This window comes from Mycolicibacterium frederiksbergense (assembly GCF_012223425.1).
GTDB classification, from domain to species: Bacteria; Actinomycetota; Actinomycetes; order Mycobacteriales; family Mycobacteriaceae; genus Mycobacterium; species Mycobacterium frederiksbergense.
This window is the reverse complement of sequence record NZ_CP038799.1, coordinates 2,179,673-2,195,800: the sequence shown is the minus strand read 5'-3', so window position 1 is coordinate 2,195,800 and position 16,128 is coordinate 2,179,673. Positions and strand designations below refer to the sequence as shown.

The following is a 16,128-nucleotide window of genomic DNA, read 5'->3' as shown; positions in this document are numbered from 1 at the left end:
ACGGTCAGGGTTCGGGTTGGTCATCGGTCTCCTCGCCACCGGATGGTGTTCGGCTGTCGGGCCGCCGCAGATCCACCGTCGACGCCGCGAGCATCGCCACCGACAGCAGGGCGAGGAACTGCACGCCGGCCGAATGGCCGAGGTAGCCGTCCACCGAGCGCCACGGGCCGCGGGACAGGACCGCACCGGCGGCGATCAGCCCGCCGGCGGCCACTCCGACGGTGATCCTCTCCAACCAGGCCCGCCCGGACAGCAGGTACCGCACGCCGATCGCCGCCGCCGCCACCACGATCCCGGTGACCCCGCTGATCATCGCACCCACTGCCAGGACGGCGGCGCCGGTCAGCCACGGTGCGGGCATCCACGGCTGCACCGGCTCACCGGTGATCCTGCGCCGGATCGGCAGCAGCGCAAGCAGAGCCAGCACCGGCAGCAGCGCGAGCCCGCCGAAGAGTCCGATCCGGTAGGTCAGGTTGGCGGGGAAGGTCAGGGCCAGCGTGCCGTCGGTGCCCGCGGGGACCACCCAACCCTGCTGCCACCCATTGACGGTGATCGGCCGTAGCGCGGTGCCGTCCGCGCTGTGCGCGACCCACCCGGGATTCACGCTCTCGGGCACCACGACCACCCGGTCGTGGTCGGAGGCCGCCACCTCGACCTCGCGGTGATCGGCGGTCCACGTCCCGGTGTGCGCGTCGACGGTCGGTGCCGTGCGCAGTTCACCGGCGCGGGGGGTGGTCAGCTGGACACCGTCGACCACAAATGCCTCACCCGGGCTGACCACCAGTTCCTGCTGTCCCGCGGGCAGGGTGGCGGGCGTGGACTGGCAGGGCTGCGCGGCGATGGGCTCGTTGTCCAGCAAGGCACGGACGGTGGTGGCGACCGAGGTCTGGATGAACTGTCCGGCCACACCGATGATCGGCCCCTTGCCGCACGGCAACGTGATCGGGCGGTCCCGGTCGGCCGGGTCGGGTGCCGCGATCGGCGTGCCCGCGGCGTCCAGGACGGTCACCTCGGCCAGCCCGGTGGGCTTGAGCTGGTCGAAACCCAGCGCGGTGCGGTCGATCACGTCGGTCCAGTCCAGGATCGACAGCTGCACCGTGTCGGTGACCGTGGGGAACAGGTCGAACGTCTGCGGTCCGTCGCCGTCGAGGCGGCGCACCTGCGGTCCGGCGCCCAGGTCGATCGCGACCATCGTCGGATGTGCCGGCAGCACCGTGGCACTGGGCGTCAGAGTCAGGGCGGCGACCTCGGTGCGCTCGGGCAGTGTCACCGTCAGCGTCGGCGGCTTCTTGAGCGCCACGTTGTTCTGCGGCGCCGTCCACGCGGTGCGCACGTCGCCGTCGGTGGCGGCGTAGGCAGATCCGAGTACGTCGATCAGGTCGGAATCTCCGGTGGCCCGGATGGTTCCGGGCGCACTGATCAGATCGGCCAGCCGCGGACCCTGGCGCGCCCGCACCCACACCGTCGGGGTCACCGCGGTGGCCTCCGGCACCGTCAAGGTGCGGCTCATGTTCACCGCCTCCTCGGGTGCGAGCGCCATGGTGGCCGCGCAGTGGACGCCGTCGGGCGCGTCGGCGCAGCCTGGCCGGCCCAGTAGTTCGGAGCCGAGGTCCCACTGCGCGACTGCGGATCCGGCCGGCGGGCCCGGCACGTCGACGGTGCGCCGCAGCGTGACCGGGTGAGCGAATCCCGATGCGTCGTACTGGGTCACCGACAGATCGGTGATGCCGAACTGTACGCCCGGCGAGCCGTCGTCGGTGCCCACGGCGGTGATCCGCATCCACGGTGTCTCACCGAACGGCAGCGCCGCGGACAGCGGTTTGCCGGGCTCGTCGAAACGCAGGGTGGTGGTGCCGTTGATCGTCGCCACCTCGATGCGGCGGACCTGGGCGCCGACGGCGGTGGCACTCGGGGTGATGGTGACCGCGGCGTTGGTCACCGGATGGTCGAAGTCGACCTGCATCCACTGGCCCACGGCGGTCTGCAGTGAGTTGGACACCCAACTGGTCGACGAGTCCGCATCGATCGCCGCCGCGGGCCCGGAGGACGGCGAAACATTGGGCAGTGCAGTGGAATCCGCCGCCGAACTGGACACGCTGATGTTCCCGCCGGTCCACCGCGCGTACAGCGGGTCGGTGCCCGCCGGATAGTCCATCACCCGGTTGAAGGTCTGTCGGCGTTCGTCGGGGGTGCGCACCGCGGAGGAATGGTTGTCCACGCGGCCGTAGTCGGTTTCGCGGGCCAGCGGGGTGTCGGTCACCGTCACCAGCGGGGCGCCGACACCGGCGCGCTGCGCATCGGCGGTCAGCAGCATCGGGCCCAGCGGCTCCCGGCCGGCCAGCCGGCGTCGTTCAGCAAGGCGCAGCAGGGCTTCCGGGCCACCGTCGACCCGCGCCATCGCGTCCAGGTCGGTCAGGTACGGCCCGGGGCGTGCGTCATCGACGCGGTAGATCTCCACCGCCGGGTAGCGCGGGCGCAGGCCGCTGTCGGTGACGAACCCCTCCAGGGTTCCCGGGCCGACGGATTCGCCGAATTCGGCCACCCTGGTCAGGCCCGGCGACCCATCGATGGCGCGGTGCACGAGGATGGGACGGGCCGACCGTGAGGTCTCCGGGTCCAGGTCATTGCGCACCACGACGAACGAAATGCCTTGCTGGGAAAGCGTATCCGCCAGTCCGGCGGAGGGCTGGCCGGCGGCGAAGAGCCGTTGTACCGCGTCGAGGGCCCGAATGGTCTCCGGTGGTGTCAGCGGGATCGAGTCGCGCACACCCCACGGGCTGTGGCCCAGTACCTGCAGCGGCTCGTCGTGACTGTTGCCCCACACCTGCGTCGCGAACGGGGCGCCCGGCGCGACAAGGACGCGTCCGCGGTCGGTGTTGTGCTCATCGAGCCAGGCCGCGGTGTCGTGCCAGTAGCCGGGGATCGCCGCGAAACTGCCCGGCGGTGTCAGTCGGCCGGTCCAGGCCAGCGAGGTGGCTGCGGCCAGTGCGGTCAGGATGACCAGCCCGACGGCGACCCGCTTGTCGCGTTCGGGGTAGGCCAACGCGCGCACCCAGGTGGGTCGGGAAACTGTGCCGGGCAGGGGGATCCGCCCCAACAGATGCGCCAATCCCAGCGCCAGCGGCAGCCGGATCAACGGTTCCAGCTTGTGCACGTTGCGCAGCGGGGTGCCGTCGGCGTCGAGGAACAACTGCACCTGCGTGGCCACCGGGGACCCCAGCCCGCCCGAGTAGCCGACGGCCAGCAGGGTGACCCCGACGAACAGGATCGCGATGAGCCGCCCGCGGGCCGGCATGGTGCGCATCGCCAGACCGGCCAGACCGGCCGCCGCCACCAGGGTGGTGGCCAGCACCGCGACGGAACCGGTGACCAGTGTCGAGCCTGCGGTCGCGGTGGGCGCGACGAACGGTGTCCAGCTGTCGGTGCCGCGCAACACCTCGGTCAGCGACAGCCAGCGGGTGGTGACGCCGGAGGACTCGATGTAGTCCAGGAACGGCGGGCTGATGCGGCCCAGCATGACCAACGCCACCGACCACCAGGTGATCGCCAGTGCGGTGCACAGCGCCCACCACGCGGTGAACCGCCACCACTGTCTGTTCGGGCGGTGCGCGGCCCACCAGACGACGGCGGCCAGGCAGCCGGTCAGGGTGGCGACGGCGTTGACCGCGCCCATCAGCGCGACGGCCGCCGCCGAGCGCGCCGCCAGCAGGCGGATCCGGTCGTCACCGCGCATCGCGTAGATGACGGGCAGCAGCACCCAGGGCGCCAGCATCATCGGCAGCGTCTCCGAGGAGATGGCGCCCAGAGTGGTCAGCACCCGCGGGGACAGCGCGAACGCGCATCCGGCGATGACCCGTGAGCTGGTGGTGCCGATGCCGAGCGCTTCGGCCACCCGCAGCAGGCCCCAGAACCCGACGGTGAGCAGCAGCGCCCACCACAACCGTTGGGTCACCCAGCCGGGCACGCCCAGCACATCACCGGCCAGGAAGAACGCGCCGTGCGGAAACAGGTAGCCGTAGGCCTGGTTCTGGGCCTGGCCGAAGGACAGGTCGCTGTTCCACAGATCGGCGGCGCGGGCCAGGAACCGCAGCGGATTGGCGGTGAGATCGAGTTTGGTGTCAGGAGAGATGCGGCCCGGCGACTGGATGAACGCCAGGATCAGAAAAGCGGTGCCGACCAGCCACAGCCAACGCCGCGACAGTTGATTCCGAACTCCGGCTGCCGGCGCGCCCGGGTCAGGCCCGGTCGCCGTATTCAACGCGGTTGAGCACCGAGGACGCGGGATCTCCCGATTGCACCGGCGGCTTGGTGTCCTGCTGGACCATCAGCGTCACGCCGAAGATCGAGGCCGCGCCCAACAGCAGGCCGACCACAATGCTGGCCGCAGCGGGCACGACGAACCGTTCCATGCCCGCCAACCTAGCACGTCAGAATGATGGGGTGACTTCGGCGGATCGGCAGGTCCGCGGTCGGCGGACTGCCCCGGAATGCAACCGCAAGTTACTGTGGGGACCCATGTCGATGTCGCGCGCACTCGGTGCCCTGACCGCGCTGTCCGGTCTCCTGCTGGCCTGCTCGCCCGCCGAACCGCAGGAGGCGGCCGCGCCGCCGGCCCCGGTGAGCAGCGGTCCGGTCGTCCCGACCAACGCCTCGTTCGACCAGCCGCTGCCCGCCGCACCGGCGCCCGGGTCCTGCGATATCGCCACCATGTCCACCCGCGACAAGCTGGCCCAGCTGCTGATGGTCGGTGTCAGTGACGCCGCCGACGCCCGCGCGGTGGTCGCCGACCAGCACGTCGGCGGCATCATGATCGGCAGCTGGACCGACAAGTCGATGCTCGGCGCGCCACTGGCCGACATCGCGGCGAACGCGGGGCCGCTGTCGCTGGCGGTCAGCGTCGACGAGGAGGGCGGTCGGGTATCCCGGCTGGCCGGCGTGATCGGCAGCCAGCCCTCGGCGCGCGAGCTGGCCCAGACCAAGACCCCCGACGAGGTGTACGGGATCGCGCTGGAACGCGGCCGGGCGATGCGCGGCCTGGGCATCACCGTCGACTTCGCCCCCGTCGTCGACCTGACCCAGCAGAGCGCGGCGATCGGGGACCGGTCCTTCGGGGACGACCCGGAAACGGTGACTGAATACGCCGGCGCCTACGCGCGCGGCCTGCGCGACGCCGGGGTGCTGCCGGTGCTCAAGCATTTCCCGGGTCACGGGCGCGCCGCCGGCGACTCGCACACCGGTGCGGTCTCCACCCCGCCGCTGGCCGACCTGCAGAACGACGATCTGGTCCCGTACCGCACCCTCACCAAGCAGCCGCCGGTGGCGGTCATGGTGGGCCACATGCAGGTTCCCGGGCTGACGGGCGGCGAGCAGGCCAGCCTGAGTCCCGCGGCCTACAACCTGCTGCGCACCGAGTTCGGCTTCGGCGGACTCGTCTACACCGACGACCTGTCCAGCATGGCCGCGATCAACCAGCAGTACGGGGTCGCGGCGGCGGTGCTCAAATCCCTGCAGGCCGGGGCGGATGTCGCCCTGTGGATCACCACCGCCGAGGTGCCCGCCGTGCTCGACCGTCTCGAGCAGGCGGTCGCGGCGGGGGAGCTGTCACCGGGCGCGGTGGATGCGTCGGTGCAGCGGGTGGCGGCCGCCAAGGGGCCTAATCCCAACTGCGGCCGCTGATCACCCGTACTCTGAGCCGATGGCCGGTGGAACCAAGCGGTTGCCGCGTGCGGTGCGCGAGCAGCAGATGCTCGATGCTGCCGTGCAGATGTTCTCCATCAACGGTTATCACGAGACCTCGATGGACGCGATTGCCGCCGAGGCGCAGATCTCCAAACCGATGCTCTACCTCTATTACGGCTCCAAGGAGGACCTCTTCGGGGCGTGCCTCGATCGCGAGCTGAACCGGTTCGTGGACGAGGTGCGCGGTCGGATCGACTTCACCCAGAGCCCAAAGGACATGCTCAGCAACGCCGTTGGCGCATTCCTCGGCTATATCGACAGCAACCGCGCCTCGTGGATCGTGCTCTACAGCCAGGCCACCAGCTCGCAGGCCTTCGCACACACCGTGCGCGAAGGCCGCGAACGGATCATCGAGCTGGTCGGCAGACTGCTGCAGTCCGGCACCCGGAACCCGGAGCCGGATGCCGATTTCAACATGATGGCCGTCGCGCTGGTGGGTGCCGGCGAGGCCATCGCGGACCGGGTCAGCACCGGTGACGCCGGCGTGCACGACGCCACCGAGCTGATGATCAACCTGTTCTGGCGCGGCTTGAAGGGCAAACCGACCCCGGCCTGACGCCGAACGTGAACTCGATGGCGAGTTTTCCCGCGATTCGCACGATCGCCTGCACGCTCGGCGAGTGTTCTACAGTCCGGTCACCGACGCCGTCAGATGCGGGTAGCCCTTCGACAGGTGCCGCAGCGCCAGTTCCCAACCGTTGTCTGTGGCGTCCACGTAGAGACCGGCGCGCGCCGGCAACAGCACCGGCTTGCCGAACCGCACTGAGTACTTCACGGCGTCGGGCAACCGGCCCTCGATATTGGCCAGCACCGCTGCCGCGCTGAACATTCCGTGCGCGATGGCGGTGGGGAAGCCGAACAACTTCGCACCGATCGAGCTGGTGTGGATCGGGTTGTGGTCACCGCCGATCGAGGCGTAGGACCGGATCTGGCCCGCCGAGATGCTGAGCACCGCGTTGGGCGGCGGCAGCTTCTTCGGCCTGGGTGGCTCGGGGCGCGGCTCACCGGACAGGCTGGTGCGCTGCTGGTGCAGGAACGTGGTGGTCTGCTCCCAGGCCAGGTCGTTGCCGATCTTGATGCTGGTCACCAGGTCCACCAGCAGGCCCTTGCGGTGCTCGCGCAGGTTCTCCGCATGCACCGACACATCCAGCGCATCGCTGACGGAGATCGGCCGGTACTGGGTGATGTGGTTCTCGGTGTGCACCGAACCCATTGCCGCGAAAGGGAAATCGAACGAGGTGGCCAGCGACATCATGGTCGGGAAGGTCAGCGCGAACGGATACGTCAGCGGTACGGCGTTGTCGAAGCGCAGTCCGGTGACGTTGGCGTACGCGGCGACGTTGGCCGGGTCGATCCGGAGTTCGGGGACATGGATCCGGCGATCGGGCAGGCCGCCGGCACGCGGCACGAACGGCAGCGCCCCGGCGACCGCGCGCGCCATGTTCAGCAGGCCGTTAGGTTGTGACATGCCGGTGTCCTCTGTTCTTCGCGTAGGCGCTCATCACGCCCCCAGCAGGGCTTGGCCGCAGACCCGAATCGTGTTGCCGGTGACCGCATTCGACGCCGGGCTGGCGAAGTAGGCGATGGTCTCGGCGACATCGACGGGCTGACCGCCCTGGAACAGCGAGTTCAGCCGGCGGCCGACCTCTCGGGTGGCCAGCGGAATGGCCTCGGTCATCTTGGTCTCGATGAAGCCGGGCGCGACGGCGTTGATGGTGATGCCCTTCTCGCCCAGCGTCGGGCCGAGTGCTTCGACGATGCCGATCATGCCGGCCTTGGTGGCCGCATAGTTGGTCTGGCCGCGGTTACCCGCGATGCCGGCCATCGACGACAGGCCGATCACCCGGCCCCCCTCGCCGAGTGCGCCCGCGGCGACCAGGCCTTCGGTGAGGTTCAGCGGCGCAAGGAGATTCACCGCGACGACCGAGTCCCAGCGCGGCTCGTCCATGTTGGCCAGCAGCTTGTCGCGGGTGATGCCGGCGTTGTTGACCAGGACGTCGAGCTTGCCGCCGTGGTGTTTGGTGAGGTGCGCGACGATCTGGTCCACTGCGTCGGACGCGGTGACATCGAGCGCCAATGCTGTCCCGCCCACCTTCTCGGCGGTCTCCTTCAGCGCCTCTTCGGCGGCCGGTACGTCGACCGCGACCACCGCGGCGCCGTCGCGGGCGAAGACCTCGGCGATGGTCGCGCCGATACCGCGGGCGGCGCCGGTCACCACGGCGACCTTGCCGGCCAGCGGCTTGTCCCAGTCCGCGGGCGCCTGCGAGGCGGCGGCCCCGACCCGGAACACCTGCCCGTCGACGAAGGCGGACTTGCCGGACAGGATGAAGCGCAGCGTCGATTCCAGACCGGAGGCACCCGGGTCGGCGTCGGCGGCCAGGTACACCAGCGACACGGTCGCGCCGCGGCGCAGTTCCTTGCCCAGCGATCGGGTGAAGCCCTCCAGGGCGCGCTGCACGATGTACTCATGCGCGGTGTTGGTGCCGGTCGGGGTGGTGCCGATGACGACGACCCGACCGGAGGCACCGAGGTTGCGCAGGACCGGGGTGAAGAACTTGTAGAGCTCCTTGAGCCCGGACGGTTCGGTGATGCCGGTCGCGTCGAAGACCAGCCCCCCGAAGGAGTCGGCCCAGCGCCCGCCGATGTTGTTCGAGACGACGTCGTAGTCCTCGGAGAGGGCGGCGCGCAGCGGTTCGACCACCCGGCCCTCCCCGCCGATCAGCAGCGATCCGGCCAGCGCGGGCTGGCCTGCGCGGTAGCGGCGCAGCTCTTCGGGCTGCGGGACGCCCAGTTGTTTGGCCAGGAATGAACCGGGCCCGGAATTGACCACTTGGGAGAACAAGTCGGAAGCCATGGGTACTAACTTACTCCAGAGTAAGGTTAGCGGGTAACCTTGGGCCATGCCTTCAGAAACCAATGACCGTCGCGTCGCCGTCCTCGGCGGAAACCGGATCCCGTTCGTCCGCTCCGACGGCGCCTACGCGAACGCCTCCAACCAGGACATGTTCACCGCCGTCCTCGACGGCCTCGCCGAACGGTTCAGCCTGCGCGGCGAGAAGCTCGACGCCGTGATCGGGGGCGCCGTGCTCAAGCACAGCCGCGATTTCAACCTGATGCGCGAGAGCGTGCTGGGCAGCTCACTGTCGCCCTACACCCCGGCCTTCGACCTGCAGCAGGCCTGCGGCACCGGCCTGCAAGCGGCGATCGCGGCCGCCGACGGTATCGCCCGCGGCCGCTATCAGGTGGCGGCCGCCGGTGGCGTGGACACCACCTCGGACGCGCCCATCGCCTTCGGCGATGATCTGCGCGGCGTGCTGCTCAGCGTGCGCCGCGCCAAGTCCAACCTCGACCGCCTCAAGCTGGTCGGCAAGCTGCCCGCGGCCCTCGGGGTGGAGATCCCCACCAACGGCGAACCCCGCACCGGGCTGTCGATGGGCGAGCACGCCGCCATCACCGCCAAGGAGATGGGCGTCAAGCGCGTCGACCAGGACGAGCTGGCCGCGGCCAGCCACCGCAACATGGCCGCCGCCTACGACCGCGGGTTCTTCGATGATCTGGTCACCCCGTTCCTCGGGGTCTACCGCGACAACAACCTGCGCCCCGATTCGTCGGCCGAGAAGCTGGCCAAGCTCAAGCCGGTCTTCGGGGTCCGCAACGGCGACGCGACCATGACGGCCGGCAATTCCACGCCGTTGACCGATGGCGCCTCGGTGGCCTTGCTGGCAAGCGAGGAGTGGGCCGCCGAGCGCAACCTGCCGGTGCTGGCCTACTTCGTCGACGGAGAGACCGCCGCGGTCGACTACGTCAACGGTCCCGACGGGCTGCTGATGGCGCCGACCTACGCGGTGCCCCGGCTGCTCGCCCGCAACGGCCTGACCCTGCAGGACTTCGACTTCTACGAGATCCACGAGGCTTTCGCCTCCGTGGTGCTGGCCACGCTGGCGGCCTGGGAGTCTCCGGACTACTGCAAGGGCCGGCTCGGCCTGGACGCCCCGCTGGGCGCCATCGACCGCAGCAAGCTCAACGTCAACGGCTCCTCGCTGGCCGCCGGGCACCCGTTCGCCGCGACGGGCGGGCGCATCGTCGCCCAGCTGGCCAAGCAGCTGGCCGAGAAAAAGAAGGAAACCGGGCAGCCGGTGCGCGGCCTGATCTCGGTCTGCGCCGCCGGTGGCCAGGGTGTGACGGCCATCCTGGAGGCCTAGGTCCTCGCCGAAACTGTATTCCGGACGGTGTCCACTCGCATTTTCCCTGCTGGAATACAGTTTCGGCCCGGCTCGGAAAGTTGCAGAAAAAGTTTTTCGGATTCGGTGTAACGCTCGCCGGAGCACCGTCGATACATGGGATAGCTCCGTGTTGCCGTCTGACCCCCCGACCCGACGGCAACACGGGGCTTCTCTATTTTTCGCGCACGTCCTTGGACGCGGTGACCGGTCCCGCTCCGGGCGGGGCGAACAGGCTGCCGGCCAGGCTGCCGCGCGCAGTCCGGACCGCGACCAGCGCCCACGTGCACAACAGGCCGGCGTAGGCCGCCGAGGCGGCCACCTCGAAAGCCGGCAGTCCGGTGTGCACCGCCAACTGCGTGGTGCCGGTGACGAACGTGCCGACCGGAAACGTCAGACTCCACCAGGTCAGCGCGAACGGCATCCCGCGGCGCAGGGTGCGCACGGTCAGCGCGGCGGCCAGCCCGATCCACAGCACACAGAAACCCCACACCGGCACCCCGAACAGGATCGCGAAGATCTCCGTGCCGGCCGCGAGTTCCGGCGCGACGGCCAGGTGAGCATGGGTGGCGAGCAGCCCCGCCACCGTGATCGACTGGCCCAGCGGCCCGAGCACGATCCACAGGGTCGGGACCCGTGCGGTGCCGGAGGTCCCGTACAGCGCCAGCCGGCTCCAGATCATCGTGATGATGATCAGCGCCGCGATCAGGGACAACCCGAACATCGCGAGGCAGCCGTAGAACATGGTGGTGCGGCCGGTGCCCGCCGCCATGTGCGGGATCAGCATCGCCCCCACTGCCGCGGAGACCATCGGCGGCACGACCGGCATCAACCACCCGCCGAAGGCGGCGTCCGGGCCGACGTTGAGTTGGGTGAACATCAGGTACGGGATGGTCATCGCGGTGAACAGCCCGCCGATGGTGCCCGCCGTCCACAGCACCCAGTTGATGTCGACGGCCAGGCTCTCGCCGATCAGATCCTTGCCGACCAGCATGGTGCCGGACCCCACAGTCAGCAGCGCCATCGGCGCGGCACCGTAGAAATGCGCCATCTGCGGATTGCGCGCGTGCCCGCGGGCGACGGTGGGGTGGCGGAACCACTGCACGGTGACAGCAATGATGAGCGCCACCAGCAGCACCGCCGCGCACACCCAGACGATCTCGGTGAACACCCGCAGCCCGGGTGGTTGCGCCGGCAGCGTGGCACCGGCCACGACGAGGATCCCGGTACCCATCACCGACGAGAACCAGTTCGGGCCGAAGTTTCCCAGCCGACTCCCGGTTTCGGTCATCGCGCGGCGGGCATCATGAGGAGCATGCAGATAAGCATCCTCGGGTCACTGTCCGGATCGGGCGCCACATCCCTCGTCGACGGCGTCGTGTCGGAATTCGCCAAGCTGCGCGACGAGGGGTTCCGCCGGATCTGGATGACGCAGATGCCCTACGAGCCGGACCTGCTGACCGTCCTGGCGGTGGCCCTGCGCGAGGTCGACACCATCGAGGTCGGCACCGGCGTGGTGCCGATCCAGAATCAGCATCCGATGCAGTTGGCCCAGCGCGCCCTGACGCTGAATCTGATCGCCGGCGGCCGCTTCATCCTCGGCCTCGGAATGACCCACGCGGCCGTCACCGAAGGCATGTGGGGCATTCCGTGGGATCGGTCGGTGCGACGGCTCAACGAGTATCTGGATGGACTGCTGCCGCTGCTGGCCGGTGAGCCCGCCGACGCGCCCGGGGAGATCTACACAACCCGCGGTGCGCTGCAGATCCCGGGCGCCGCACAGCCCGATGTGTACATCGCCGCGCTCGGTCCGCAGCTGTTGAAGATCGCCGGGCGGCGCACCTCGGGGACCGTCACGTGGATGACCGGGCCGAAGACGCTGGCCGAGCATGTCGGGCCGGCGCTGCGCGCCGCGGCCGCACCCGAGGGGCGTTCGGTCCGGGTGGTGGCCGCGCTACCGATCAGCGTCACCGACGATGTCGACGGCGCGCGGTCGCAGGCTGCCGAGCAGTTCGCGATGTACGGGCACCTGCCCTCCTACCGGGCCATGCTCGACCGGGAGGGCTACGCCGGCCCCGAAGATGCCGTCCTGATCGGGGACGAGGAGACGGTGACCGCCCGCATCGACGAGCTGCGCGCCGCCGGCGTGCACGAATATGTGGGCGTGGTCTACGACCGGTCACCCGAGGTCAGAGACCGGACGCGGGCCTTGTTGCGGGCGCTGGACGTCGATCTGCAAGGTGCCGAAAAACCCCTGGTGTGATCGTCGTCACAGGCGTACAGTCGACCGCACGACGGGTTCGGGAGAGACAGATCCAAAGAGCCGGGACGAGGTGAAACTCCGGCCGCGCGAGATACCGAAAGGTATGTGAGGACGCCCTCGAGGTCGAAAGACCGACAAGTCCTCCCGAACCCGCCCACATGTCTTCTGCCCATGGTGAACAGCGCGCCGCAGACCGATGGATGCGGCGAAGATACTGGCATGGGCGACATCCTTCCGATCCACCCGGACCGCAGGCGGCCGCGTGAGCCCGAACCCCTGTGGCGTGAAGTCCTCGGTCGGCGTCTGCGTGACACCCGCCGGCGCCGCGGCGCCAGGTTGGTCGACGTCGCGGCCCGCGCCGGGGTGTCACCGCAGTACCTCTCCGAGATCGAGCGGGGCCGCAAGGAGCCGTCGAGCGAGATGATCGCCGCCGTGTGCGGCGCACTGAACATCGACCTCGGGCGGCTGCTGGGCGGCATCTCGGCGGATCTCACCCGGCGCCCGACTCTCTCGACTTCCCGGGTCGCTACGCTCCCGCCCGCTGGAGGGGCCGGCGGCGCGACCCTGCTGGCCGCTTAGACGCGCTGATCGAGCACGCGATCGGCCAGTCCGTAGGCCACCGCACCTTCGGCGTCGAACACCCGGTCCCGGTCGGTGTCGTGGCGGAGTTGCTCGACGCCGCGGCCGGTGTGCCGGGACAGGATCGATTCGAGCTGATTGCGCATCCGGACCACCTCATCGGCCTGCAGGATCAGATCCGGGATGGTGCCGCGGCCCTGGGCGGCCGGCTGGTGCAGCACCACCCTGGTGTGCGGCAGCACCGAACGCCGGCCGGGCTCACCCGCGGCCAGCAGCACCGCCCCGGTCGCCACGGCCTGCCCGACGCAGGTGGTTGCCACCGGGGCCTTGATGAAGCGCATGGTGTCGTACACGGCGAGCATCGCCGACAGGTCACCGCCCTCGGAATTGATGTACAGCCCGATCTCCTGCTCCGGGTTGTCGGCCTCCAGGTGCAGCAGCTGTGCGATGAGGGCATTGGCGACACCGGAATCGATGGCGGTGCCGAGATAGACGATGCGCTCGGTCAGCAGATGTGAGTAGACGTCCATGATGCGTTCGCCGTGGGAACTGCGGGCGATCACATTGGGGATGGTGTATGTGCTCATGCGGCTCCCTCGCAGGCTCGGGTCCCGCATGCCATCTGTCGATTCGTTCGGCAAGTCTCACTCATGTCAGACTCCGATTCCGAAGGGCTGCTTGCGATTCGGGGCGATCTGTGCGAACTCGCCGACGATGTGATCGATGAAGCCGTAGGCGTGTGCCTGCTCGGCGGTGAACCAGCGGTCATGCAGCGAGTCGGTGAAGATGCGCTCGACGTCCTGGCCGGTATCGGCGGCGATGATCGCCAGCACGGTGTCGCGGGTGTGCCGCAGATCATCGGCCTGCACCTCCACCTCGACCGCCGATCCGGCGATGCCCGCCGAGCCCTGGTGCATCAGGATGCGTGCGTGCGGCAGCGCGAAGCGCTTACCCGGCGTCCCGGATGAGAGCAGGAATTGGCCTGCACTGCAGGCCAGTCCGAGCGCCAGGGTGGACACGTCGGCGGGTATCAGCGCCATCACGTCGCGGATCGCCAGCATGGCGGGCACCGAGCCGCCGGGGGAGTGGATCCACAGGGCAACATCGTCATCGGATTCGGAACCCAGCGTCAGCAGTTGTGTCATCAGCACGGCGCCGTTGTCATCGTCGAGGGCGCCGTCGAGCACGAGCACTCGCTTGCGGTACAGGTCCTCGCGCAACTGACGGCCGAACGGTGGTGGTTTCTCGGTCATGCCTCGACTGTGCCGGGTGAGCTGCCTTCTGCGCCTGCGGTGCTGCTGTGAGCAGAACGCCTCGGCGAAACTCGCGTACCGGGGCCAATTCGCGCGGGGATTACCCCGGGTACGCGAGTTTCGCCACCAAATGCAAGGACCCCGGGATCGCCGGGGTCCTTGGTCTTCGGGAACTCAGAGAATCAGAAGGCTGCTTCGTCCAGTTCCATCACTTCGTTGTCGATCGCCTCCAGCACCGTGCGGGTGCTGGTCAGCAGCGGCAGGAAGTTCTTGGCGAAGAACGACGCGGCGCCGATCTTGCCCTCGTAGAACGCCTTGTCCGCACCGGTGGCGCCGGCGTCGAGCTTCTCGATCGCCACCGCGGCCTGCTGCTGCAGCAGCCAGCCGATGACCAGGTCGCCGACGCTCATCAGGAAGCGCACCGAACCCAGGCCGACCTTGTAGATGGCGGCCGGATCCTCCTGCGAGGCCATCAGGTAGCCGGTCAGGGTGGCGGCCATGCCCTGCACGTCCTCCAAGGCGGTCGCCAGCAGTGCACGCTCGGCCTTCAGGCGGCCGTTGCCGGTCGCGTTCTTCACGAAGTTGTCGATCTCACCGGACAGGTAGGCCAGCGCCTGGCCCTTGTCGCGGATGATCTTGCGGAAGAAGAAGTCCTGCGCCTGGATGGCGGTGGTGCCCTCGTACAGCGAGTCGATCTTGGCGTCGCGGATGTACTGCTCGACCGGGTAGTCCTGCAGGAAGCCCGATCCACCGAAGGTCTGCAGGCTCTCGGTGAGCTTGGCGTAGGCGGTCTCCGAGCCGAAGCCCTTGACCACCGGCAGCAGCAGGTCGTTGATCCGGACCGCCATGTCGGCGTCGACACCGTGCAGCGCCTGGGCGACCTCGTCGTCCTGGAAGGTGGCGGTGTACATGTACAGCGCGCGCATGCCCTCGGCGTAGGACTTCTGGGTCATCAGCGAGCGACGCACGTCCGGGTGATGGGTGATGGTCACCCGCGGTGCGGTCTTGTCGGTCATCTGAGTCAGATCGGCACCCTGGACGCGGTCCTTGGCGTACTCGAGCGCGTTCAGGTAGCCGGTCGACAGGGTGGCGATGGCCTTGGTGCCCACCATCATCCGGGCCTGCTCGATGACGTCGAACATCTGGGCGATGCCGTTGTGCACCTCGCCGACGAGCCAGCCGACGGCGGGCTTGTCGTGCTGGCCGAAGGACAGCTCACAGGTGGCCGAAACCTTCAGGCCCATCTTGTGTTCGACGTTGGTGACGTAGACGCCGTTGCGCTCGCCGATCTCGCCGGTCTCGAAGTCGAAGTGGAACTTCGGCACGAAGAACAGCGACAGACCCTTGGTGCCCGGGCCTGCGCCTTCGGGACGGGCCAGCACCAGGTGCGCAATGTTGGGGAAGAGGTCGTCGGCGTCGGCGGAGGTGATGAAGCGCTTCACACCGTCGATGTGCCAGGTGCCGTCCTCCTGCTTGACGGCCTTGGTGCGGCCGGCGCCCACATCGGAGCCCGCATCGGGCTCGGTGAGCACCATGGTGGCGCCCCAGTTGTTCTCCGAGGCGATAGCCGCCCACTTCTTCTGCTCTTCGGTGCCGTTGTGCGCGAAGATCTGCGCGAAACCGGCTCCGCCGCCGTACATCCAGACCGCCGGGTTGGCGCCCAGGATGTGCTCGTTGAGCGCCCACAGCAGTGCCTTGGGGGCGGGCATGCCGCCCAGGTCCTCGTCGAGGGCAACCTTGTTCCAGCCGCCGTCGATGGTGGCGTTGACCGACTTCTTGAACGACTCGGGCAGCGTGACGGTGTGCGTCGCGGGATCGAAGACCGGCGGGTTGCGGTCACCGTCGGCGAACGACGCGGCGATCGGGCCCTCGGCCAGACGCGCCATCTCGTTGATCATCTCGCGGGCGGTGTCGGCGTCCAGGTCGGCGAAGCTGCCCGCGCCGAGTGCCTTGTCGAGACCGAGTACATCGAACAAGGCGAATACCTGGTCACGAACGTTGCTCTTGTAGTGACTCACAGTGTCTCCTCAATGAGATTGGGTCTAAGCAGTTGGTACTTGCGGCGGTTGGGTAC

13 protein-coding genes are annotated in these 16,128 nt (G+C 69.0%); 5 read left to right on the top strand and 8 right to left on the bottom strand.

Annotated features, from left to right (window positions below; translation table 11 throughout):
• Nucleotides 1-4: 4 nt before the first annotated feature.
• The gene (locus EXE63_RS13515) at nt 5-4,201 is read right to left on the bottom strand and encodes an alpha-(1->3)-arabinofuranosyltransferase (RefSeq protein ID WP_210000714.1); all 4,197 of its coding nucleotides are present in this window, start codon (nt 4,199-4,201) and stop codon (nt 5-7) included.
• A gap of 34 nt (nt 4,202-4,235) precedes the next feature.
• Nucleotides 4,236-4,409 (bottom strand): DUF2613 domain-containing protein, encoded by a 174-nt coding sequence (locus EXE63_RS13510; RefSeq protein ID WP_105365994.1) that lies wholly within the window; start codon nt 4,407-4,409, stop codon nt 4,236-4,238.
• Between the two features lie 106 nt (nt 4,410-4,515).
• On the opposite strand from EXE63_RS13510, the gene EXE63_RS13505 reads away from it, so the two are divergent.
• Together EXE63_RS13505 and EXE63_RS13500 are read left to right on the top strand one after the other, a co-directional pair.
• The gene (locus EXE63_RS13505; protein WP_168142348.1) at nt 4,516-5,676 is read left to right on the top strand and encodes a glycoside hydrolase family 3 N-terminal domain-containing protein; all 1,161 of its coding nucleotides are present in this window, start codon (nt 4,516-4,518) and stop codon (nt 5,674-5,676) included.
• Between the two features lie 19 nt (nt 5,677-5,695).
• On the top strand, nt 5,696-6,295 hold the full coding sequence (locus EXE63_RS13500) for a TetR/AcrR family transcriptional regulator (protein WP_168142347.1): 600 nt from the start codon (nt 5,696-5,698) through the stop codon (nt 6,293-6,295).
• Between the two features lie 69 nt (nt 6,296-6,364).
• Here EXE63_RS13500 and EXE63_RS13495 read toward each other — a convergent pair whose 3' ends face one another.
• Together EXE63_RS13495 and EXE63_RS13490 are read right to left on the bottom strand one after the other, a co-directional pair.
• Nucleotides 6,365-7,207 (bottom strand): MaoC/PaaZ C-terminal domain-containing protein, encoded by an 843-nt coding sequence (locus EXE63_RS13495; protein ID WP_168142346.1) that lies wholly within the window; start codon nt 7,205-7,207, stop codon nt 6,365-6,367.
• A 33-nt stretch (nt 7,208-7,240) separates the two neighbouring features.
• Complete coding sequence (locus EXE63_RS13490; RefSeq protein WP_168142345.1) at nt 7,241-8,593, bottom strand: 3-oxoacyl-ACP reductase; 1,353 nt, start codon at nt 8,591-8,593, stop codon at nt 7,241-7,243.
• 46 nt (nt 8,594-8,639) lie between these two features.
• Here EXE63_RS13490 and EXE63_RS13485 point away from each other — a divergent pair, with 46 nt between their 5' ends.
• A complete protein-coding gene (locus EXE63_RS13485) occupies nt 8,640-9,941 on the top strand; it encodes an acetyl-CoA C-acetyltransferase (protein WP_168142344.1) in 1,302 nt (433 codons plus the stop codon).
• Nucleotides 9,942-10,134: 193 nt separating this feature from the next.
• Here the strand turns inward: EXE63_RS13485 and EXE63_RS13480 are convergent, their stop codons facing one another.
• Entirely contained in the window at nt 10,135-11,250 is a 1,116-nt protein-coding gene (locus EXE63_RS13480) for a TDT family transporter (RefSeq protein WP_168142343.1), read from the bottom strand.
• A gap of 15 nt (nt 11,251-11,265) precedes the next feature.
• Here EXE63_RS13480 and EXE63_RS13475 point away from each other — a divergent pair, with 15 nt between their 5' ends.
• Together EXE63_RS13475 and EXE63_RS13470 are read left to right on the top strand one after the other, a co-directional pair.
• The gene (locus EXE63_RS13475; RefSeq protein ID WP_210000498.1) at nt 11,266-12,222 is read left to right on the top strand and encodes a TIGR03564 family F420-dependent LLM class oxidoreductase; all 957 of its coding nucleotides are present in this window, start codon (nt 11,266-11,268) and stop codon (nt 12,220-12,222) included.
• 219 nt (nt 12,223-12,441) lie between these two features.
• A complete protein-coding gene (locus EXE63_RS13470; RefSeq protein WP_168142341.1) occupies nt 12,442-12,801 on the top strand; it encodes a helix-turn-helix domain-containing protein in 360 nt (119 codons plus the stop codon).
• Here the strand turns inward: EXE63_RS13470 and EXE63_RS13465 are convergent.
• The 3 genes from EXE63_RS13465 to EXE63_RS13455 form a co-directional block, all read right to left on the bottom strand.
• The gene (locus EXE63_RS13465; protein ID WP_168142340.1) at nt 12,798-13,388 is read right to left on the bottom strand and encodes a ClpP family protease; all 591 of its coding nucleotides are present in this window, start codon (nt 13,386-13,388) and stop codon (nt 12,798-12,800) included. The genes EXE63_RS13470 and EXE63_RS13465 overlap by 4 nt on opposite strands.
• A 66-nt stretch (nt 13,389-13,454) precedes the next feature.
• Nucleotides 13,455-14,054 carry a ClpP family protease gene (locus tag EXE63_RS13460; RefSeq protein WP_168142339.1) on the bottom strand — a complete coding sequence of 200 codons (600 nt, stop codon included), beginning with the start codon at nt 14,052-14,054 and terminating at the stop codon, nt 13,455-13,457.
• Nucleotides 14,055-14,236: 182 nt separating this feature from the next.
• A complete protein-coding gene (locus tag EXE63_RS13455; RefSeq protein ID WP_105365982.1) occupies nt 14,237-16,072 on the bottom strand; it encodes an acyl-CoA dehydrogenase in 1,836 nt (611 codons plus the stop codon).
• Nucleotides 16,073-16,128 lie beyond the last annotated feature (56 nt).